The 21145-nt window shown below is 71.3% G+C and carries 15 protein-coding genes and 1 riboswitch; of the genes, 7 read left to right on the top strand and 8 right to left on the bottom strand.

The genetic code is table 11. The features are described 5' to 3' along the window. Window position 1: 1 nt before the first annotated feature. Entirely contained in the window at window positions 2-331 is a 330-nt protein-coding gene (locus tag OWR29_RS32300) for a DUF1416 domain-containing protein (RefSeq protein ID WP_438872686.1), read from the top strand. 7 nt (window positions 332-338) lie between these two features. On the opposite strand, the gene OWR29_RS32295 is transcribed toward OWR29_RS32300, so the two are convergent. After that, the gene (locus OWR29_RS32295; RefSeq protein WP_267567154.1) at window positions 339-1592 is read right to left on the bottom strand and encodes an AI-2E family transporter; all 1254 of its coding nucleotides are present in this window, start codon (window positions 1590-1592) and stop codon (window positions 339-341) included. Window positions 1593-1703: 111 nt separating this feature from the next. Between OWR29_RS32295 and OWR29_RS32290 the strand changes: the two genes are divergently transcribed. Further along, window positions 1704-2000, top strand: coding sequence for a GroES family chaperonin (locus OWR29_RS32290; RefSeq protein ID WP_249999670.1), 297 nt, complete (start codon window positions 1704-1706; stop codon window positions 1998-2000). Window positions 2001-2069: 69 nt separating this feature from the next. Beyond that, window positions 2070-4709, top strand: a complete 2640-nt coding sequence (locus OWR29_RS48335) for a PrsW family glutamic-type intramembrane protease (protein ID WP_438872685.1) — start codon at window positions 2070-2072, stop codon at window positions 4707-4709. Between the two features lie 327 nt (window positions 4710-5036). Here the strand turns inward: OWR29_RS48335 and OWR29_RS32275 are convergent, their stop codons facing one another. Beyond that, complete coding sequence (locus tag OWR29_RS32275; RefSeq protein WP_267567153.1) at window positions 5037-6215, bottom strand: FUSC family protein; 1179 nt, start codon at window positions 6213-6215, stop codon at window positions 5037-5039. Window positions 6216-6372: 157 nt separating this feature from the next. Between OWR29_RS32275 and OWR29_RS32270 the strand changes: the two genes are divergently transcribed. Then, the gene (locus tag OWR29_RS32270; RefSeq protein WP_267567152.1) at window positions 6373-7005 is read left to right on the top strand and encodes an HD domain-containing protein; all 633 of its coding nucleotides are present in this window, start codon (window positions 6373-6375) and stop codon (window positions 7003-7005) included. Here the strand turns inward: OWR29_RS32270 and OWR29_RS32265 are convergent. Continuing rightward, window positions 6995-7258 carry a DUF4031 domain-containing protein gene (locus OWR29_RS32265; protein ID WP_267567151.1) on the bottom strand — a complete coding sequence of 88 codons (264 nt, stop codon included), beginning with the start codon at window positions 7256-7258 and terminating at the stop codon, window positions 6995-6997. The genes OWR29_RS32270 and OWR29_RS32265 overlap by 11 nt on opposite strands. Further along, complete coding sequence (locus OWR29_RS32260; protein WP_267567150.1) at window positions 7255-9051, bottom strand: glycerol-3-phosphate dehydrogenase/oxidase; 1797 nt, start codon at window positions 9049-9051, stop codon at window positions 7255-7257. Before OWR29_RS32260 ends, OWR29_RS32265 begins: the two co-directional genes overlap by 4 nt. Before the next feature lie 137 nt (window positions 9052-9188). Here OWR29_RS32260 and OWR29_RS32255 point away from each other — a divergent pair, with 137 nt between their 5' ends. Then, complete coding sequence (locus OWR29_RS32255) at window positions 9189-14540, top strand: Ig-like domain-containing protein (RefSeq protein ID WP_267567149.1); 5352 nt, start codon at window positions 9189-9191, stop codon at window positions 14538-14540. A 61-nt stretch (window positions 14541-14601) separates the two neighbouring features. On the opposite strand, the gene groL is transcribed toward OWR29_RS32255, so the two are convergent. Together groL and OWR29_RS32245 are read right to left on the bottom strand one after the other, a co-directional pair. Next, a complete protein-coding gene (gene groL, locus OWR29_RS32250) occupies window positions 14602-16224 on the bottom strand; it encodes a chaperonin GroEL (RefSeq protein ID WP_267567148.1) in 1623 nt (540 codons plus the stop codon). 277 nt (window positions 16225-16501) lie between these two features. Further along, complete coding sequence (locus OWR29_RS32245; protein WP_267567147.1) at window positions 16502-17419, bottom strand: hypothetical protein; 918 nt, start codon at window positions 17417-17419, stop codon at window positions 16502-16504. A gap of 96 nt (window positions 17420-17515) precedes the next feature. On the opposite strand from OWR29_RS32245, the gene OWR29_RS32240 reads away from it, so the two are divergent. Then, window positions 17516-18025 carry a GNAT family N-acetyltransferase gene (locus tag OWR29_RS32240; RefSeq protein WP_267567146.1) on the top strand — a complete coding sequence of 170 codons (510 nt, stop codon included), beginning with the start codon at window positions 17516-17518 and terminating at the stop codon, window positions 18023-18025. Continuing rightward, a complete protein-coding gene (locus tag OWR29_RS32235) occupies window positions 18025-18510 on the top strand; it encodes a hypothetical protein (protein ID WP_267567145.1) in 486 nt (161 codons plus the stop codon). The genes OWR29_RS32240 and OWR29_RS32235 overlap by 1 nt, the downstream gene beginning before the upstream one ends. On the opposite strand, the gene OWR29_RS32230 is transcribed toward OWR29_RS32235, so the two are convergent. Beyond that, a complete protein-coding gene (locus OWR29_RS32230) occupies window positions 18449-19426 on the bottom strand; it encodes a GNAT family N-acetyltransferase (RefSeq protein WP_267567144.1) in 978 nt (325 codons plus the stop codon). The genes OWR29_RS32235 and OWR29_RS32230 overlap by 62 nt on opposite strands. A gap of 257 nt (window positions 19427-19683) precedes the next feature. After that, entirely contained in the window at window positions 19684-20964 is a 1281-nt protein-coding gene (thrC, locus tag OWR29_RS32225; RefSeq protein WP_267567143.1) for a threonine synthase, read from the bottom strand. Between the two features lie 12 nt (window positions 20965-20976). Next, a riboswitch (SAM riboswitch) is annotated at window positions 20977-21112 on the bottom strand. Between the last annotated feature and the right edge of the window lie 33 nt (window positions 21113-21145).

Here is a 21145-nt window from a genome sequence, read left to right as displayed (position 1 = left end):
CATGACTTCTCCCAATGTCGCGGCCGGCTGCGCGGCGCCCGACCAGTCGGCGCCCGTGCCCGCCCACGTGGACCTGAACCGCGAGACGGTGCTCACCGGCATCGTGCAGAACGCCGACGGCGAACCCGTCGGTGGCGCGTACGTGCGTCTGCTCGACTCGACCGGCGAGTTCACCGCCGAGGTGGTCTCGTCGCCCGAGGGCGTCTTCCGCTTCTTCGCGGCGCCCGGCTCGTGGACGCTGCGCGCCCTTTCGCGCAGCGGTAACGGCGAGGTCGTCGTGGACGCCACGGTCGGCGTCAACGAGGTCGGCCTCAGCGTCAGCCCCGCTTAGTTGTTTTTTAAGTGCCGCCGCCCGCCACCACCACGGCGGACGGCGGCACTTCTGGTCTGCGGCGCGCGAGACGGCGTACGCCCGTGTTGAGCACGGCGATCAGAGGCACGGCGATCAACGCGCCGATGATGCCGGCCAGCACCACTCCCGAGGCGATCCCGACGATCACGGCCAGCGGATGGATCGCCACCGCCCGGCCCATGATCAGCGGCTGCAGGATGTGCCCCTCGACCTGCTGGACCAGGATCACCGCGCCCAGCACGATCAGCGCGATCACCCAGCCCTGGTCGACCAACGCGACCAGCACGGCGACCGCCCCCGAGATGCTCGCGCCCACGATCGGGATGAACGCGCCCAGGAAGACCAGCGCGGCCAGCGGGAACGGGAACGGGATGTCCAGGATCACCAGGGCGATGCCGATACCGACGGCGTCGATGAAGGCGACCAGCACGGTGGCCCGCACGTAGGCGCCCAGCGTGACCCACGAGGCGTCCCCGGCGTCGGCCAGCGACCACCGGGCGTTCACCGGGAACAGCCGCACGATGAAACGCCAGATCTTGCGGCCGTCCCGCAGGAAGAAGAACGTCGAGAACAGCACCAGGACGGCGCCGGTCAGCACTTCGAACACGGTGGCCGCGGTGGCGATGCCGGTCGAGGTCAGCGACGCGGTGTTCGAGTTGATCCAGTCCTGCGCGTTGTCGATGGCCTGGTTGACCTGGTCGTCCGACAGGTGCAGGGGCCCGGTCTTGGCCCACTCCTGAATGGTCCGGATGCCCGCCGTGGCGCCCTCGGTGAGCTGCGGCAGACCGTTCACGAACTGGGTGATCACCAGCGTCAGCGTTCCCGCCACCGCGGCCAGGCCACAGATCAACACGAAGAACGTGGCCAGCGACGGCGGCAGGCGCAACCGGCGCAGCCAGCCGACCGCGGGCGCCAGCAGGGCCGACAGCAGCAGCGACACCGCCAGCGGGATGACGACCACGCTGATGATGCCGACGAACCGCAGCAACGCCCAGCCGACCAGGCCGACCACGATCAGCCGCCAGCCCCAGGCCGCGGCGATGCGCAGCGAATGCGGCACCTCGGCGTCGTCCCGGCTGCTGGTCGAGTGGTGCACCTCGTCCGGCTCGGGCGGCGGCGGGGCGAATTCGACCTCGGCGTCCGGCTCGGTGTGCGAATCCTCGCGAGCCAGGCGCACCGAATCGCGGCCCGACTCATAGGCGCGCTTGAAATTCTCCCGGACTCGCTGCAACCGGCTCACCGGTACAACCTAGTGGCTGCACGCTCCCCCACGGTGGCTGCCACGGCGAGCGGCGTACCGTCAGCAGTCGTGAGCACCGACACCCGGACCGAGAGCGGACTGCCGATCCGCATGCTGCACGACCGCGTACTCGTCCGTCAGGACGGGGGCGAGGGCGAGCGGCGCTCCACGGCCGGCATCGTCATCCCGGCCACGGCGTCGATGGGCCGGCGGCTCTCGTGGGCCACCGCGGTGGGTGTCGGGCCCAACGTCCGCTCGATCGTCGTGGGCGACCGGGTTCTCTTCGATCCCGACGACCGGTCCGAGGTCGAACTGCACGGGCGGGAGTATGTGCTGCTCCGCGAGCGGGACGTGCACGCCGTTGCCGCCGTCAGGGTCGAACCGGATGGCACCGGGCTCTATCTCTGACGCCTGTCTTGATCATGCAGGAAGCGACTCGGGGCGGCTTGTCGCCTATCGGGTGACTACGCTGGCCACATGGCCGACGTCCCGCCCGACCAGTCAGCTCCTCCGCCTTCCTCCCCGCCGGCCTCTCCGGCGTCTTCTCAGGGCGAGCCGACTGCTGCCGTCGCGCCCTCCTCTGCTTCCTCCCTGGAGCCGACCGCGGCCGCCGCTCCTTCTTTTGAGCCGACCGCGGGCGTCGCCACTGATGTCATGCCGGGTACGGGCTTGTCGGTCGCGGCACGCCGGACCGGGTGGCGGCGGTGGCTGCCGATCGCCGGCGTCGTCTCGTTCCTGCTGGCCGGCGCCATCGGCATGCTGCTGTTCCTGGGCGTCAACATCGGCGTCACCGGCCTGGTCATCGGCCTGACGGCCGCCGTGCTGCCGGTTCCGCTGCTGGTGGCGGCCTTCCTCTGGCTCGACCGCTACGAGCCCGAGCCCATCCGCTACCTGGCCTTCTGCTTCGCCTGGGGCGCGGCCATCGCCACCGCCGTGGCGCTGCTGGTCAACACGGGTTCGGCCATCCTGTTCGAAAAGATCGGCCTGCCCGACGCCCTGGTGGCGGTGCTGGTGGCGCCGTTCATCGAAGAGCTGATGAAGGCGGCCGGCCCGCTCCTGCTGTTCTGGCGGCGGCGCGCCGAATGGTCCGGCATCACCGATGGCATCGTCTACCTCGGCATGTCGGCGCTCGGCTTCGCCATGGTGGAAAACGTGCTCTACCTGGGCGAACACGGCTACCAGGCGGGCGTCGAGCAGTACGGTCCCGCCACCGGCCTGCAGAACCTGTTCGCCATCTTCATCGTGCGCATCCTGTTCACCGGCTTCGCCCACCCGCTGTTCTCGGCCATGACCGGCATCGGCCTGGGCATCGCGGCCCGCTCCGGCGACCGCCGGGTGCGCTGGCTGGCGCCGATCGCCGGCCTGCTGCTGGCGATGATCCTGCACGGCACGTTCAATCTGCTGCCGACGCTCTCGGTCAACCTGTCGCAACCGCTGATCATGCTGTACGGCTATCTGGGCTTCATGGTCCCGTTCTTCTTCGCGGTCGTCGGCTTCGCCATCGCGCTGCGCGCCTGGGAGGGCCGGCTCACCGAACGGGTGCTGCCGTTCTACGTCTCGACCGGCTGGTTCTCGCCGCCCGAGGTGGCCGCGCTGGGCAGTCTGGGCCGGCGCTACTCGGCCCGCCAGTGGGCCCGCCGGGTAGCGGGCGACGCCGGCCAGAAGGCAATGAAGAGCTTCCAGTTCGCCTCGACGCAGTTGGCCCTCCTACGCGACGGCATGAACCGCGGCCTCGACCGCAAGCCACAAGACCTGCACCGCGCGGCGGCCGAGGAACAGCGCCTACTCACCGAAATCCTCGAGTACCGATCGGTCTTCACAGCCAAGGACCCCCAGGCGCCGCAAGCCTTCTGGGACGGCCACAACTACCAGATCGCCTTCCCGGACGGCGTGACGCGCACAGTGCCACCCCCGGCCGAGCCGGTGGTCCCGCTACCGATCCGCGTCCCGCAATTGGCGTACGCCGGACCCGCTCACCCCTATGCCGGGCAACCGGCCTACGGCCCCCAGCCGACCAGCGGCGCTTACGGCCCACCGCCCGGCTACGCCCCCTGGCCCGGCTACGGCGCTCACCCCGGCGGATACAGCGCTCAGCCCGGATACGGCTCCCAGCCTGGGAACGGCCCCCAGCCCAGATACGGCCCCCAGCCTGGGTATGGCGGCCAGCCCGGATATGGCGGGCAACAGGGCTCCGCCTCCCAGTCCAGCTACGGGACACAACCCGCTTACGGCCAGCCCGAACAAGGGGCCCAACCTGCTTACGGCGGCCAGGCGGGATATGGCAGCCAGGCCGGGTATGGCACTCAGCCCGGATACGGCACTCAGCCCGGGTACGGCACTCAGCCCGGGTACGGCACTCAGCCCGGGTACGGCACTCAGCCCGGGTACGGCACTCAGCCCGGGTACGGCACTCAGCCCGGGTACGGCACTCAGCCCGGGTACGGCGGCCAGCCCGGGTACGGCGGCCAGCCCGGGTACGGCGGTCAGCCGGGATCTGCCGGGCAGCAGGGCTATGCCCCTCAACCCGGCGGCGGGGCACAACCTGCCTACGGCCAGCCCGAGCACGGAACACAGCCCGGCTACGGCCCTCAACCCGGATACGGCACTCAGCCGGGGTATGGCGGCCAGCCCGGATACGCCGGGCAACCGGGCTATGCCCCTCAGCCGGGCGGCGGAGCCCAGCCGGGTTACGGCAGCCAAGCGGGTTACGGCAGCCAGGCGAGTTACGGAGATCAGGCCAGATACGGCAGCCAGCCTGCCTACGGAACACAGCCCGGTCACGGCAGCCAGCCCTCGCATGGTCATGGCGCACAACCGGGCTACGGCCCCCCAACCGCGAACGGCGACCAGCCCACCTATGCCGTTCACCCCGGCGACGGCTCCCAACTGAGCGCCCAGTCCGGTGACAGCACCCAGCCAGCCGACAGCGCTGAGCCGCACCACGGAGGCCAAGCCAGCGACGGCACCCAGCCGACCTACAGCTACCCCGCCGATCGCGGTCACCAGCCCGCCTCTGCGGGGTACCCGACCCCGCCGCCGTTCGCGCCGTCGCCCTCCGAAGCCGCTGCCGGGACTACCGATCCGGAGAACCGCCCGACCGACCCGCAGCAGCAATAACCGCCGGCGGGGGGCGAGACGAGCGAGAAGGATGATCACGGCGGGCTGAGGACCATGCCGATCGCCTCAGAGCCTTCGGCGCACCGTCTGCGACGTCGCATGATCAGGTCGGCGAGCCTGGCGGCATCGGCCCGTCGCGCAGGCCGGCGGCGTCAGCCCATCGCGCAAGCCGGCGGCATTGGCCCGCCGCGCGCAGGCCGACGACGTCAGCCCGTCGCGCAGGCTGACGACGTCAGCCCGTCGCGTGCGGCGGCCCGCAGGCGCGCGCCGTCGTGCAGCGTGTAGCGCGATCGGCACGGCAGGCGGGTGACCGCAGGCCGGAGCGGGTCAGGTCGGTGGGTGGCCCAAGGCGGAGCGGGACGACGGCCGGCGGCGGCTGGAGTGGGGGCGGCCGACAGCTCGGCGGACCAGGCGCGGCGCCTCGGCGTAGTCGACGCCGCTGGCCCGCAGGATGTCGGTGGCTGCCGTGCGTACCTGGGCGACGATGACACCGCCCGAGAAGCCGACGCCCTCCTCGTACGCCTGGCCGCACTCGGCCGCGGCGCGCAGGGCCCTTTCCCTGGCGGCCACCGGCTCGACGCCCTTGGCCCACTCCTGGCGCAACAGCTCGACCGCGTCGCCCAGCAGGCCGACCGAGACGGCCAGCACCTCGGGGATCGGTTCGTCGTCGCCGAGCGCGGTGTCGGCCCGCCGGCTCATCACGCGGCAGTTCCTCAACGCGTACGTGATGTGGTTGGCCCCGTCGACGTAGAGGGCGAGCGCTCCCCGGCTGCGCCAGCGGGCCGGCGCGAAGGCGACGTTCTCGCGGGCGGCGCTGACAGCGGCCGAGAACGCGGCGAACGACGTCTCCGCCCCGCGCAGGTGGCTCAGCGCGTCGCCGATCGTGTCGCGGTTGCGCTCGGCCATGCCCGTGCCGATCTCGTGCAGCCCGTCGGCCAGGGCCCGCAGCGCCGGGTCGGCCGCCCGGCGTACGACGTTGAGCGGGTTGAGCGGCAGGAGCACCGTCATCACGGCCAGCCCGACGCCACCGCCGACGAGGGCGTCGAAGAACCGCGTCCAGGGCAGGCCCGTACTCGAAGTGAGCGTGGCGACCAGGACGGCCGACGAGGCCGACTGCACGACCAACGGCGTACCGCCGCCGACAGCCGTCGCGACGACCACCGCAAGCAGCACGATCAGCCCGATCTGCCACGGACCGCTGCCGATGAGCAGGATGAGCGCGTCCCCGATGCCGATGCCGATGGCCACCCCGAGCACCAGCTCGGCCGTGCGACGGGCCCGCTGCCCGACCGAAGAGGCCAGCGTGATCACGGCCGCGATCGGCGCGAAGAACGGCGACGGCCGCCCGAATACGTCGTGCGCCAGGAACCAGGCGATCCCGGCCGCCAGCCCCGCCTGCACGGCGAGCGCCAGCCCGTGACGGGCCCGTTTCAGCCCCTCACGTACGCCGGTTCTGGCTCGAACCCCGGCCCGAGCGACCCGCCCCTGCCGTGCGACCTCGGTCATGACCTCAAACCCTAGGTCCTCAACTGTCCCTACAGACACCAACCGAGCGCCTGTGGACAACTGGCTTCACCGGCTTGACGAAAAATGTAAGTTGACCGCACCCCGGGCGGGTGGGCTGGCTAGGAGCAGTAATCCGGCGGGGTGTCAGGATTGGCGCGTGGAGAATCTTGTGGGCCGGTTCCGTGAGGCTGTCCGGGCGGCGGGGGCCACGGCGCCCGACGGGGATCTTGAGGCCGCCGGTGGCTATCTGATCGGGCGCTGGTCCGAGCCGCAGCGGCAGTACCACACCGTGGCGCACCTGACCGCCGTGCTCGATGTGGTTGATCGGTTCGCCGAGCTGGCTCCTCACCCGGAGCGGGTGCGGCTGGCGGCCTGGATGCACGACGCCGTCTACGACCCGCGCGCGCTCGGGGACGCCAATGAGCGGGACAGCGCCGAGTTCGCCGAGGGCCTGCTGGTCACGCTGGGCGTACCGGATGAGACGGCGGCCGAAGTGGCTCGGCTGGTCGGGCTGACGGCGGGGCACGCCACCGAGGAGGACGACCCGGACGGCGAACTTCTCTGCGACGCCGATCTGGCCGTGCTGGCGGGCGACGACGAGGCCTATGCGGCCTACACGGCGGCCATCCGGCGCGAGTACGCCCATGTGCCCGACGACGATTTCAAGGCCGGCCGCGCGCAGGTGCTCAAGGCGCTGCTCGAGCTGCCGTCGATCTACCGGCTGCCGCCCCTGCGTGAGCAGTGGGAGGCCAAGGCCCGGGCCAACCTGGAACGCGAACTCAACGGTTGAGGTGTTTGGGGCGGCGCAGGCCGGCTGCTCGCAGACGCGCAGCCAGCTCGCGGGACGGCAGCAGCGTCGCCCCCAGCCACAACGCGCTCCGGAAGCGCATGTCCGGAATGTCGTAGTGGTCGCGGTCGAAGGCCCGGCGCGGGGCGCCCAGCATCTCGGCGAAGACGTGCAGCTCTTCGTAGCTGGAATCGCTGACCAGATGTGACCACAGGCGGCCCCGGGCCGGCCACAGCGGCTCGTCGACGAGGATCAAAGGTCGACTTGCAGCAGGTCGATCCCCCGGTCGGCGGCGTAGCCGCGCACGTCGGCCGCCCCCAGCCGGGCTGCATCGGCCGCCACGTCGTCGTCCATCGTCTGGCTCTGCCGTTCGGCCGTCACCCGGGCCACGTAGTGCTCGATCTCGCGCTCGCGCACCGCGTCGTCCCAGCCCAGCGCCTCACCCATCACTTGCGCCGCGTGCGCCACCGACTCGCTGCCCCGGTGGGCCGTCTCGATCGAGATTCGCAGACGCCGGGTCAGCACGTCTTCGAGGTGCAAGGCGCCTTCGGCCAGGGCCGCGTACGCCACCTCGGCCGCCAGGTATTCCGGCGCCCCGGCCAGCGGAGCGGCCAGGGCCGGGTCGGCCTTGATCATGGCCAGCAGATGCACCGCCAGCGTGCCGTAGCGCTCGAGCAGGTGCTCGATCACCCCGGTCGTCACTCCGTGCCGGCGGGCCGTGTCCTGCCGGTCGCGCCAGGCCGCCGCGTACCCGTCGGCTCCGAGCAGCGGCAGGTCGGCCGTACGGGACGGCCTCTCCACGCCCAGTCGACGCACCGCCCGGTCGATGACGTCGGCCGCCATCACCCGGTAGGTCGTGTATTTGCCGCCGGCCACCAGCAACAGCCCCAACATCGGCTCGACCACCGCGTGCTCGCGCGACAGCTTGGAGGTCGAGTCGGCCTCACCGGAGAGCAGCGGCCGCAGACCCGCGTACACACCCTCGATGTCGTCGGTCGTCAGCGGCCGGTCGAGCACGGTGTTGACCTGGTCGAGCAGGTAGCGGATGTCGCGCGCCGAGGCGGCCGGGTGCGAGCGGTCGAGCTTCCAGTCGGTGTCGGTGGTGCCGATGATCCAATGGCCGCCCCACGGGATCACGAAGAGCACCGACGTGGGCGTGCGCAGGATCAGCCCGGCCTCGCCGGTGATCGCCGAGCGCGGCACGACCAGGTGGACGCCCTTGGACGCGCGGACCCGCAGCCCGGGGCGGACGCCGACGTCGCGCAGCATCTGCGACATGTCGTCGCTCCACACGCCGGTGGCGGCCACGACCGTACGGGCCCGGACCTCGAATTCCGGCGAGTCGGGCGATTCCAGGTCGCGGACGCGGACGCCGACCACCTCGCGGGCTTCGCGCACGAAGCCGACCACGCGGGCGCTGGTGACCACGGCCGCGCCCAGGCTGGCCGCCGTCCGGGCCAGGTTGACCACCAGGCGGGCGTCGTCGACCTGGCCGTCGTAGTAGCGGATGGCGCCGCTGACCGTGTCGGCCCGCAGGCTGGGGAAGATGTGGCGGGCGCCGTCACGGCTGAGGTGCCGGTGCAGCGGCATGCCGCGCCCGGGGCCGAAAACGCCGGCGAACACGTCGTACGCCGCCACGCCCAGCCCGTAGTAGGCCCGGCGCCCCACCCGCACCGCCGGGTTGCCGGCCGGCAGCGGCACCAGGATCGGCACCGGCCGGACGAGATGCGGCGCCAGCCGGGTCGAGAGCAGCCCGCGTTCGGTCAGCGCCTCGTGCACCAGGTGCAGCTCGAGCTGTTCCAGATAGCGCAGACCGCCGTGGATCAGCTTGCTGGAGCGGCTGGAGGTGCCGGCCGCGAGATCACGGGCCTCGACCAGCGCCACCTTGAGCCCGCGGGAGGCCGCGTCCAGGGCGGCCCCGGCGCCGGTGACGCCGCCGCCGATGACCAGCACGTCGAACTGCTCGTCACGCAGGCGCCGGAGGTCGGCCACGCGCCGGATCGGGGACAGACGGCCGGCCGCGTAGCGGGAGACGAATGGTTCGCGCACGAGTCCCACGGTAGCGCTCGCGCCGCTCCCGAACTCGCTCGCCGCTGCAACCGTTCCGCTCTTCGCGGTTCCTAGCGTCGTTCTCAATGCCTTGACCACCGGAGTCGGGGCCCTTCAGCGAGACGACGGGGACCTTCATGCACCGAGCCGTTCTGCGCTCCAAGGCCTATCGAACGTTGATCCTGGTGGTGGTGATCGCCGTCGCCCTGACCGCGACGATCACGCTGCTCGGCAACCGGGCCGATGCCGCGCTCACCACCGCGTTCGGCTCGCGCTTCGAGGCCAACGTGAACGGCTCGATCCTGCTGCGCGGCAACACCAACATGGTGTGCCCGGCCGCGGCGACCGGCTGCTCGGCCGGCCAGGACGGCACGGTGACCGGCACCACCGCGTCGCTGAACAACAACAACTACGTCATGGAGTACGCGGACGCGGACAACGACGCGGCCACGTTCAACGACAGCACCGCGACCATCGCGATGCCGGCCGGCAGCAAGGTGCTGTTCGCCGGCCTCTACTGGAGCGCGGACACGTCGGCCGGTGGCAGCGGCGCCGTCGCCAGGAGCGCCGCCGACAAGGGCACGGTCAAGTTCCGTACGCCCGTCGCGGCCTGGCAGCCGGTGACCGCCTCGAAGGTGTTCACCAACACCACGAACTCGGCCTACCAGGGCTTCGCCGACGTGACCGCGCTGGTTTCGGGTGCGGGCAACGGCGTCTACAGCGTGGCCGACATCCAGGCCGGCACGGGCAAGGACCGCTACGCCGGCTGGGCGCTGGCCATCGCGTACCAGAACTCGGCCGAGCCGATGCACAGCCTGCGCATCTTCGACGGCTTCGGCGTCGTCAGCAGCAGCGACACCAGCGTCGTGATCCCGGTCAGCGGCTTCGAGACCCCGCAGAGCGGCACCGTGCACGCCAGCATCGGCACCGTCGTCTACGAGGGTGACCTGGGCCTGACCGGCGACACCCTCACGCTCGACACCCAGAAGATGTCGGACGCCGTGAACCCGCAGGACAACTTCTTCAACAGCACCGTCAGCGAGGCCGGCACGCAGCTCAACAGCGGGCGCTCGCCGGGCAAGAACAACCTGATGGGCGTCGACATCGACCAGTTCGACGCGAGCGGCAAGCTGCTCAACAGCGCGCACAGCGCCCAGCTGACCCTGACCACCGGCGGCGAGACCTTCTACCCCGGCGTGGTCACCTTCACCACCGACCTGTTCGCGCCCGACGTGGTCTCGACCGTGACCGGCACCGACGTCGACGGCGGCGACCTGCTGCCGGGCGACGTGATCGAGTACAAGATCGCGGTCAAGAACGAGGGCACCGACGTCGCGCTCAACACCGTGCTGTCCAACGCGATCCCGACGCACACCACCTACATCCCGGGCTCGCTCAAGGTCGAGGGCACGGCCAAGACCGACGCTTCCGGCGACGACACCGCGCAGTTCGCGGGCGGCACGGCCACCTTCGGCGTCGGCTCGTCGCCCAACGGCACCTCCGGCGGCACGCTGGCCCACAACGACACCTCGTACGTCACGTTCCGGGTCCGGGTCGACACCGACACCCCGGCCGGCTACACGATCACCAACGTGGCCAACTCGACCTACGAGGCCCAGTTCACCCACATGATGATCAACGGCACCCCGGGCAGCAACGGGATGACCGTGCAGCAGCCCAAGGCCGACCTCTCGGTCGCGGTCAGCGTCTCGCCGACCGCGGTGCAGCGTGCCACCTCGCCCAACGCCGTCACCTACACCGTCGTGGTCACCAACAACGGCACCGACCTGGAGCCGGCGGCCAAGGCCGAGCTGACCCTGCCCACCGGCATCACCGCCGGCCCGCTGCCGTCGGGTTGCTCGCTCGCGGCCCCGGTCGTCACCTGCTCGGCCGGCGCCCTGCTGGCCGGCAGCCAGGCCACCTTCGTCATCCCGGCCTCGGCCGGCTCGTCGGCCGACCCCAGCGCCGTCGCCTCGGCCAAGGTCTCGGGCGCCGGCTCGGACGCGGTCGCCGCCAACAACACCGCCTCGGCGGCGCTGCGGGTCAACGCCGCGCCCACCGCCGGAGCCGACACCGCGAGCACCACCAACGGCGTGCCGGTCTCGATCGACGTACGCGCGAACGACAGCGACCCCGACGACGCCCGCACCGACCTCGTCGTCACCCTGGGCACCCAGCCCACGCACGGCCACGCGGTCGTCGAGGCCGACGGCACGATCACCTACACGCCCGACCTGGGCTGGACCGGCGCCGACTCGTTCGGCTACGTCGTCTCGGACGGCCACGGCGCCAGCGCCAACGGCTCCGTCACCGTGACCACGGCCAACGCCGCCCCGGTGGCGATCGACGACACCCGCTCGACGCCCTCGGGCACCCGCATCGACATCCCGGTGCTGGACAACGACTCCGACCCCAACAACAACCCGATCCACGTCGACTCGATCACCCAGCCCCAGGCCGGCGCGGGCAGCGCGACGCTGACCGGCGACGTGGTCACCTACACCCCGGCCGCCGGCTTCACCGGCACCGCCACCTTCACGTACGTCGTCGAGGACAGCCTCGGCGCCCGCACCACCGGCCAGATCAAGGTCATCGTCGGCAACGCCAAGCCGCACGCGGCCGACGACGTGGCCGGCGTCGCCTACCGCGGCAGCGTCACCGTCGACGTGCTGCACAACGACACCGACGCCAACGGCGACACCCTCTCGATCAAGTCGGTCGGCGCGCCCAGCAAGGGCACCGCGACGATCGCCGGCGGCAAGGTCGTCTATCAGGCGCCGGCCGGGTTCTCGGGCCAGGCCACTTTCTCGTACGTCGTAACCGACGGCACCGACGAGGACACCGCGACCGTCACCGTCACCGTGGCCAACGCCGCCCCCACCGCGGCCGACCAGTCCGTGCACACGGCCTGCAACACCGCCGTCCGCATCGACGCCCTGCTCGGATCGAACGACCCCAACGGCGACCCGCTGACCGTCAGCGGCTTCACCACCCCGACGGCCGGCAGCCTGGCCCGCAACGCCGACGGCACCCTGACCTACACCCCGAACCCGGGCTGGTCGGGCACCGACAGCTTCGACTTCACGGTCGACGACGGCCAGGGCGGCACCGACACCAAGAAAATCACCGTGGTCGTCACCAACGGCGCCCCCGTGACCCAGCCCGACTCGGTCACCGTCCCGGGCGGCACCGTCGCCACCATCGACGTGCTGGCCAACGACAGCGACCCGAACAACGACCCGCTGACCGTCACCATCGACGTCGCGCCGGCCCACGGCACGGCCACGGTCGGCACCGACGGCAAGGTCACCTACACCCCGGCCGCGGGCTACCTGGGCGCCGACTCGTTCCACTACACAGTGGACGACGGCCACGGCGGCCAGGCCGGCGCCACCGTCACGGTCGGCGTGGTCAACACCGCGCCCGTGGCCCGCGACGACGCGGCCGGCACCGACACCGACACCGCCGTCGTGATCACGCCGCTGGGCAACGACACCGACCTGAACGGCGACGCACTGAAGGTCACCGCGGTCACCGCGCCCGCCAACGGCAGCGCCGTCCTCGCCGCGGACGACACCGTCACCTACACCCCGCGGGCCGGCTTCTTCGGCATCGACACGTTCACCTACTCGATCCGCGACGCGCACGGTCTGACCGACTCGGCGCTGGTCACGGTCACCGTCCGCAATGCCGCCCCGATCGCGGTGGACGACCGGTTCACCGTACGCCCGGGTCTGACCACCGTCCTCGACGTGCTCGCCAACGACCGCGACCCGAACACCGGCCAGGCGCTGACCGTCTCGACGTTCAGCACCCCGGCCAAGGGCACGCTGACCCGCAACGCGGACGGCACCCTCAGCTACCGCCCGAACGCCCTCACCGGCGGCACCGACACCTTCACCTACGTGGTCACCGACGACCTCGGGGCCACCGACACCGGCACGGTCACCGTGGTCATCGACGCGGCGCCCACCGCCAACGCCGACACCGCCACCACGGCGGCCGGCACGGTCGTGGACATCGCGGTCACCGGCAACGACACCGACCCCGAGGGCGGCGCGCTGACCCTGGTCTCGGTCTCGACCCCGGCCCACGGCCAGGCCACCGTCGTCGACGGCAAGGTCCGCTACCTGCCGGCCACCGGCTTCAGCGGCGCCGACACCTTCACCTACGTGGTGCGCGACGCCGCCGGCAACACCGCCACCGGCACGGTGACCGTCACCGTGGCCAACGCCGCCCCGGTGGCCGCCGACGACGCGGCCGCGGTGCTCTCGGGCAAGTCCGCCGACCTGGACGTGCTGGCCAACGACACCGACGCCAACACCGGCCAGACGCTGACGGTGACCGCCGTCGGCACGCCGGCCCACGGCACGGCGACCATCGTGGGCGGCAAGATCCGCTACACGGCGAAGGCCGACTTCGCCGGGACCGACACCTTCACGTACACGATCAGCGACGGCCACGGCGGCACCGCCCAGGCCACGGTCACCGTCACCGTCAGCTCGGGGGCCGCGGTCGCCGTGCCGGACGAGCGGACCACGCCGTACCGCAAGCCGGTCACCGTGCCGGTGCTGGCCAACGACCTGGACCCGGACCACAGCCTCAAGCTGGACACGGTCACCACGCCCGACCACGGCACCGCCACGATCGTCGGCAACCAGGTCAGGTACACGCCGCCGGCCGACTTCACCGGCGTGGCCAAGTTCAGCTACACGGCTGTCGACGGCGACGGGAACCACGTCACCACGACCGTCACGATCACCGTCGGCGCGCCGCCCGCGGTGCCGGACAAGGCACTCACCGCCCACCCGGGCAAGGCCGTGAAGATCACGCTGCCCACCACCGACGAGCACGGCGTGCCGGTGACGGTCCGCTCGATCACCCAGCCCAAGCACGGCACGGCCAAGCTGAACGCCGACGGCACGGTCACCTACCTGGCGGCCAAGGGCTTCAGCGGCACCGACAGCTTCACCTACCAGGCGGTCGACGCCGACGGCAACGTCGCCGAGGGCACGATCACCATCAAGGTGGCCGGCGTGAACACCGCTCCGGCGGCCAAGAACGACGCGGTCGCGGTCGACGCCGGCGACTCCGTGGTGATCGCGCCGCTCAAGAACGACAAGGACGCCAACGGCGACGCCCTCAAGGTCGTGAAGATCGGCAAGCCGCGGCACGGCACGGCGGTGCTCAACCCGGACGGCACGGTCACCTACGCGCCGAACAAGTCGTACGCGGGCGGGGTCGACTCGTTCCCGTACACGATCAGCGACGGCCACGGCGGCACCGCCACCGCGATCGTCACCGTCACGGTCAACGAGGTCGCGGCCCACACCGGCGACGGCAAGCTGGCCAAGACCGGCCTCGACGTGATCAGCGTGGTGGCCGCGGGCGGCATCGCCGTCCTGGTCGGCGGGTTCCTGCTGATGGCGGGCGGCGTCCCGCTGCTGGGCAGCCCCGGTCGCCACCGCCCGGGCCGCCACCGCGGCTGACAAAAGCAGAAAGGGCGGGTCGCCGAAGCGACCCGCCCTTTCCCTGTTGCTAGGACTGGACTCAGAAGTCCATGTCACCGCCGCCCGGGGCGCCGGCCGGAGCCGGGGTCTTCTCGGGCTTGTCGGCCACGACGGCCTCGGTGGTGAGGAACAGCGCGGCGATCGACGCGGCGTTCTGCAGCGCCGAGCGGGTGACCTTGGCCGGGTCGATGATGCCCGCGGCCAGCAGGTCGACGTACTCGCCGTTGGCGGCGTTGAGACCGTGACCGGCCTCCAGGTTGCGCACCTTCTCGACCACGACGCCACCCTCGAGGCCGGCGTTCACGGCGATCTGACGCAGCGGGGCGTCGAGCGCGACCTTGACGATGTTGGCGCCGGTGGCCTCGTCGCCGACCAGGTCGAGCTTGTCGAACGCAGTCTTGCCGGCCTGAACCAGCGCCACGCCACCACCGGGGACGATGCCTTCCTCGACGGCCGCCTTCGCGTTGCGAACGGCGTCCTCGATGCGGTGCTTGCGCTCCTTGAGCTCGACCTCGGTGGCCGCGCCGACCTTGATGACCGCAACGCCGCCGGCCAGCTTGGCCAGGCGCTCCTGCAGCTTCTCACGGTCGTAGTCGGAGTCCGACTTCTCGATCTCGGCGCGGATCTGGTTGACCCGGCCCTGGATCTGCTCGGCGTTGCCCGCGCCGTCGACGACGGTGGTCTCGTCCTTGGTGATGACGATCTTGCGGGCCTGGCCCAGCAGGCTCAGGTCGGCGTTCTCGAGCTTGAGGCCGACCTCTTCGCTGATGACGGCGCCACCGGTGAGGATGGCGATGTCCTCGAGCATGGCCTTGCGACGGTCACCGAAGCCGGGGGCCTTGACGGCGACCGACTTGAAGGTGCCGCGGACCTTGTTGACGACCAGGGTGGCCAGGGCCTCGCCCTCGACGTCCTCGGCGATGATGACGAGCGGCTTGCCGCCCTGCATGACCTTCTCGAGGACGGGCAGCAGGTCCTTGACCGCGGAGATCTTGCTGTTCGCGATGAGGATGTAGGGGTCGTCGAAGACGGCCTCCATGCGCTCGGCGTCGGTCATGAAGTAGGCCGACACGAAGCCCTTGTCGAAGCGCATGCCCTCGGTGAGCTCGAGCTCGAGGCCGAAGGTGTTGCTCTCCTCGACGGTGATGACGCCTTCCTTGCCGACCTTGTCCATGGCCTCGGCGATGATCTCGCCGACCGTGGAGTCACCGGCGGAGATGGAGGCGGTCGAAGCGATCTGCTCCTTGGTCTCCACGTCCTTCGAGAGCTGCTGAAGGCCCTCGGAGACGCTGGCCACGGCAGCCTCGATGCCCCGCTTGAGGGCCATCGGGTTGGCGCCGGCGGCCACGTTGCGCAGACCCTCACGAACCAGCGCCTGGGCCAGGACGGTCGCCGTCGTCGTGCCGTCACCGGCGACGTCGTCGGTCTTCTTGGCGACCTCCTTGACCAGCTCGGCGCCGATCTTCTCGTACGAGTCCTCGAGCTCGATCTCCTTGGCGATGGACACACCATCGTTGGTGATCGTGGGGGCGCCCCACTTCTTCTCGAGCACGACGTTGCGGCCCTTGGGGCCGAGCGTCACCTTGACGGCGTCGGCGAGCTGGTTCATGCCACGCTCGAGGCCGCGACGAGCTTCCTCGTCAAATGCGATGATCTTGGCCATACGGCTGTGTCCTCCTGGACATTCGAGGTGCTGGGCCGTGGCCCCGCCCCCGCACGTGTGCGGAACTCTGCGGACGTCACCACCTGGCGATGTGACGTCCTCAGGCCGAGCCGGATAGCCCGCGACGACCGGCCCCGTGCCCCGGCGCCGATGGCGGCGCCGCGACCGAGACCCCACCGTCCCGACCTGCTTGGCACTCAGCAGACCCGAGTGCCAATGACTTGTTTAGCACTCCCGTGGTGCGAGTGCAAGGAAACGGCGGTCGCCCCCGGACCGCTCAGTCCTCTGGGGCGGCCAGCTCGTTCATCAGGGAACGGCTGGTCACCGGCTCGTCGGCCCGGCGCGCCTGTGCGTACGTGACCAGGGCGGCGATCGCCCACAGCTGAACCGCGACGACCCCCGCCGCGGTGGCCGCCAGCCCGCCGCCCACGGCCTCGGCCACCCCCGGCGCCGCCGTCACCGCGGCCGCCGCGGCGATCAGCCCGAACGGCCGCACGCGGGTGAGCAGATGCACCGCGCGGCGCCGCCCGTGTCCGCGTTCGATCAGCACGACACAGCCCAGCACGCCGCCGAAGGTGAGCACCCCGGTCGAGACGACCCCGAGCACCAGGGCGAGCGGCACGGCCGCGGTCAGGCCCAGCTGATCCTCGCTCACCAGCAGCGGCAGGCTGCCGGTGAGCACCGAGAAGGCGGCGAACCACAGCCAGAGGGCCCGCAGCCGCAGCGCGACCAGCGACCAGGCGCGGCGCAGCCGGGGCCGGGAGCCGTCGGCCGCCCGCGGCACGGCGATGCCGGTCAGCCCGGCCAGGGCGATCACCTGGGGCAACGCGGAGACGGCGAGATAGGCCAGCCACATGAACGGGAGCAGCAGCAGGCCCAGGCCGCCGGCCAGGTCGGAGAGATACGGCGCGGCCACCACCGCCTCGTCGAGCCGGCCGACGAAGAAGTGCAGGGGCAGGGCGGTCAGCACCGCCACCGGCAGCAGGGCGAGCACGTTGCGGCCGAGCACCGCGCCGTACCGCTGCGACCAGCTGCCCGGGCCGGGGCCGGGAACGAGAGGGTCGGACGGCGGCGCGGCCGGGACGTAGGCGCGGGAGAGAGTGAGGTCGGCGGTGCGCCCTTCGGCGTCGAAGGGGTCGGCGGCCGCCACCACCGGCGCCTCGACCATGAAGATGCGAGCCTCGCCGTGGTCCATGCGGACACCTTGCCCGAGCCGGGGCCGGGCCGCCACCCCGTCCGATGTGCGGCAATCCGCTTGTCGCCCGGCCTCGCGCGAGGTAGTCAGGACGGCATGGGGAGCTGGAATGTGCACCGGGTGACGGCGGACGACGCGGCTCGCATGCGCGCCCTCCGGCTCGAGATGCTCGCCGACAGCCCCCTGGCCTACCTCGAGACGTTGGCCGACGCGGCCGCGCGCTCCCACGCGGCCTACCGGCGGCGCATCATCGAGGCCTCGAAGGGCGACAGTTTCGCCAACTTCGTAGCCGATCCGGGCGACGGCGGCCGCCTGATCGGGCACGCCGGCGGCACGGTGATGCCCGAGTTCCCGGGCGAGACGGTGATCTTCGCGGTGTACGTCACCCCGGCCCACCGCGGCGGCAAGGTGCTGGCCGACCTGATCGGGGCGGTCACCGACTGGGGCCGGGCCGCTGGGCGCAGGCGGGCGCTGCTCGAGGTGGTCGTCGGCAACGGCCGGGCGGTCCGCGCGTACGAGAAGCTGGGTTTCACCGATACGGGTGAGCGCGTGCCGCACCCGGTGATCCCCACCCTGACCGAGCTGCGGATGCGCCGGAGCCTGTGATGGCCGCACGGCACGTCGCCCGGGGCATCCTCACCGCGCTGAACGGCACCACGGGCGCGGGCGTGCTGATCGCGCTGGCCACCCGTACGAAACTGCGCCGGGGCCGGCACGGCGTGCTGATCGCCGAGGGCTACCGCCTGCCCGTGCCGCCCGCCTCCTGCTTCACCGTCGGCTCGGTGATCCTGACCCGGCGCAGCGCCGAATGGCTGCTCGACGAGCAGCGGGCCGCGCTCTTCGGCCACGAGCACCGCCACGCCGAGCAGTACGCGGTGCTGGGCCCGCTGTTCTGGCCCGCCTACTGGGCGGCCTGCGGCTGGTCGTACGCCACGACAGGGTCGTGGGGCGCCCGCAACTTCCTCGAGCGGAACGCGGGGCTGAAGGCCGGCGGCTATCCGACCGACCTTCCGCTGCGCCCGTGGGTCGTCAGAGGTCTTTCTGCCATTCCATCCAGGCGTCGACGGCGCGGAAGCCCATCGCCCGATTGATGTCCAGCATGAAGGCGTTCTCGGTCGCGTTGAACGTGTCGATCCCGTTGAGCTGCGGCCGGTTCTCCCGGATGTGGTCGAGGTTGTCCAGCTTGACCAGCATGCCGAGCCGGTGGCCGCGGTGGTCCGGGTCGACCAGCGTCGTGTTCTGCCAGGCGTGGGATGGCCGGTCGAGGTCGACCACGAGCCAGGTGAAGGCGACCATCTTGTCGCCGATCAAAGCGCCGGAGAAGTAGCTGCGACGCCCGCGCCTCTCGCGCGCCTGCTCGCTCTTGCGCATGCGGTCGGCGTCCAGCTTCTCGGCTTCCCAGTTGATGTCGCCGCTGGGGGCGTCGACGTTGAGCCGGGCCTCGAGGTAGGCCAGGTCGTCGATGATGTCGTCCGGCGCCACCCCGATCCAGCGGCGCAGGTGGTAGCCCTGGGCCTTCTTCTCGGCCTCGGCCCGCAGCTCGGCCAGCTTGGGCTCGTCGAGGGCGGTGACGTCGAGCCGGCTGCGCGTCTCGGCCAGCCCGGCGTTGGCCCCCACGGCCGCGGCGAAGGCGCCGCCGTCGGGGTGCCGGTCAACCGTGGACGACTGCAGGTGTTTGCGGTTGTGCGCATGCGCGCGCTCGACGGCGAGGTCGTACAGGGCCCGGCCCACCCCGCGGCGCCGATGGCTCGGCCGGACGAACAGCGTGACGTCGAGGTTGGACAAGTTGTCGAGCTGCGGGTACTCGAGCTCCAGATAACCGACTGGCTCGTCGTCGAGGTAACCCAGGTAGCGCTCGAACGTGAAGCCGGGCGCCGGATTGTCGAGGACCGCGACAAATGTCTTCTGCGACTGATAGGGGATGTCAGGAGTGTCGTGCTCCACTCCGGCCCGGACGATGCTGTAGGCGATCTCGGGTGAGGTGAGGGGCCCCGTAGAAATGCGCATGGCCGCCACCCTGCTCGGTGACGGCCATGAACGCGAGCGATTTTCCGTCGCTGCAAGTTGGTCGGGATGGCGGACGCACAGCGCCTCCGGCACTGGGTCGTTGGGCACCTCGAGAGATTGTCGCCAAGCTCGAAGGTGAGGGGCCGCGTACGGCGTCACGCCCTCCCGCAGAGAGCATCCTGCCGACCCGGCGATCCCGGCGCAAGTCCTCCAGCGATGGAATTCTCACTTCCTGGCGGATCGCCGGTTACGCAGCGTCATCCCAGCAGGCCCGCCTCGCGCGCGCCGCGCAGCGACGGCTTGATCCGGTGGGTCGGCCCGACCTGCTCGGCCACCGCGTCGAGGGTCTTGAGGCCCTCGCCGGTGTTGTAGACGACGGTCTCCTTCTCGGGGTCGAGCTTGCCGCTCTCGACCAGCTTCTTGAGTACGGCGACCGTCGTGCCCCCGGCCGTCTCGGCGAACACGCCGGTGGTTTCGGCCAGCAGCCGGATGCCGGCCCGGATCTCGTCGTCGTCGGCGTAGTCCATCCAGCCGCCGGTGCGGCGGACCGCCTCGATCGCGTACGCCCCGGCCGCCGGGTCGCCGATGTTGAGCGACTTGGCGATGCCGGTCGGCTTCACCGGCACGATCTCGTCGGTGCCGGCCTGCAGCGCGGTGGCGATCGGGTTGCACCCGGCCGACTGCGCGCCGAAGACCTTCCAGCCGCCCTCGGGCGCCTCGACCAGGCCCGCCTCGACCAGCTCGGAGAACGCCTTGTCGACCTTGGTCAGCAGCTCGCCCGAGGCCATCGGGATGACCACCTGGGCCGGGATGCGCCAGCCGAGCTGCTCGGCCACCTCGTAGCCCAGGGTCTTGGAGCCCTCGGCGTAGAACGGCCGCACGTTCACGTTGACGAACGCCGTGTCCTCGAACTCGTCGGTCTCGACCAGCTCGCCGCAGAGGCGGTTGACGTCGTCGTACGAGCCCTCGATGGCCACCAGCTCGCCGCCGTACACCGCGGTCGTGATGACCTTGCCCTGCTCGAGGTCGGACGGGATGAAGACGATGCTGGGGGCGCCGGCCCGGGCCGCGTGAGCGGCCACCGAGTTGGCCAGGTTGCCGGTGGAGGCGCAGGCGAAGCGGGTGAAGCCGAGGCCGCGGGCGGCGGTCAGGGCCACCGAGACCACCCGGTCTTTGAAGGAGTGGGTCGGGTTGGCCGAGTCGTCCTTGACCCACAGCGGGGCCCGCAGGCCGACCGCGGCGGCCAGGGCGGGCGCGCTGACCAGCGGGGTCAGGCCGGGGTCGAGGGTGACGCGGGTGGCCGGGTCCTGGCCGGCGGGCAGCAGGCCCGCGTAGCGCCAGATGTTCTGCGGCCCGGCCTCGATCTGCTCACGGGTGACCCGCGCGAGGGCAGCCTGGTCGTAGGCCACCTCGAGCGGGCCGAAACACTCGTAACAGGCGTGCTGGGCGATCAGCGGGTACTCCGCGCCACAGGCGCGGCAGACCAGGCCCGTGGCCGGCGAAGAGGTAGCAGTGGGTGCACTGACGGCAGACGTCATTAGAGGCCTTCCCTCTCATCTTTCCCCGCGGCGACCTGCCGGACCGGGGACGGAATTAGCACCTGCCGCGTGCGGCCTCTTCATCGAGGTGATCGCGGTGGTTGCCGGGGCTTCAACGGGCCGTTCCCTCTGCCCCTCTGGATGAGGTATTCAGTTGTGTTTCCAACACCTTACGACGGGA

The sequence above is a fragment of the Paractinoplanes pyxinae genome (assembly GCF_026626335.1).
Taxonomy (GTDB): Bacteria; Actinomycetota; Actinomycetes; order Mycobacteriales; family Micromonosporaceae; genus Actinoplanes; species Actinoplanes pyxinae.
This window is presented reverse-complemented; position numbering and strand designations above follow the sequence as displayed.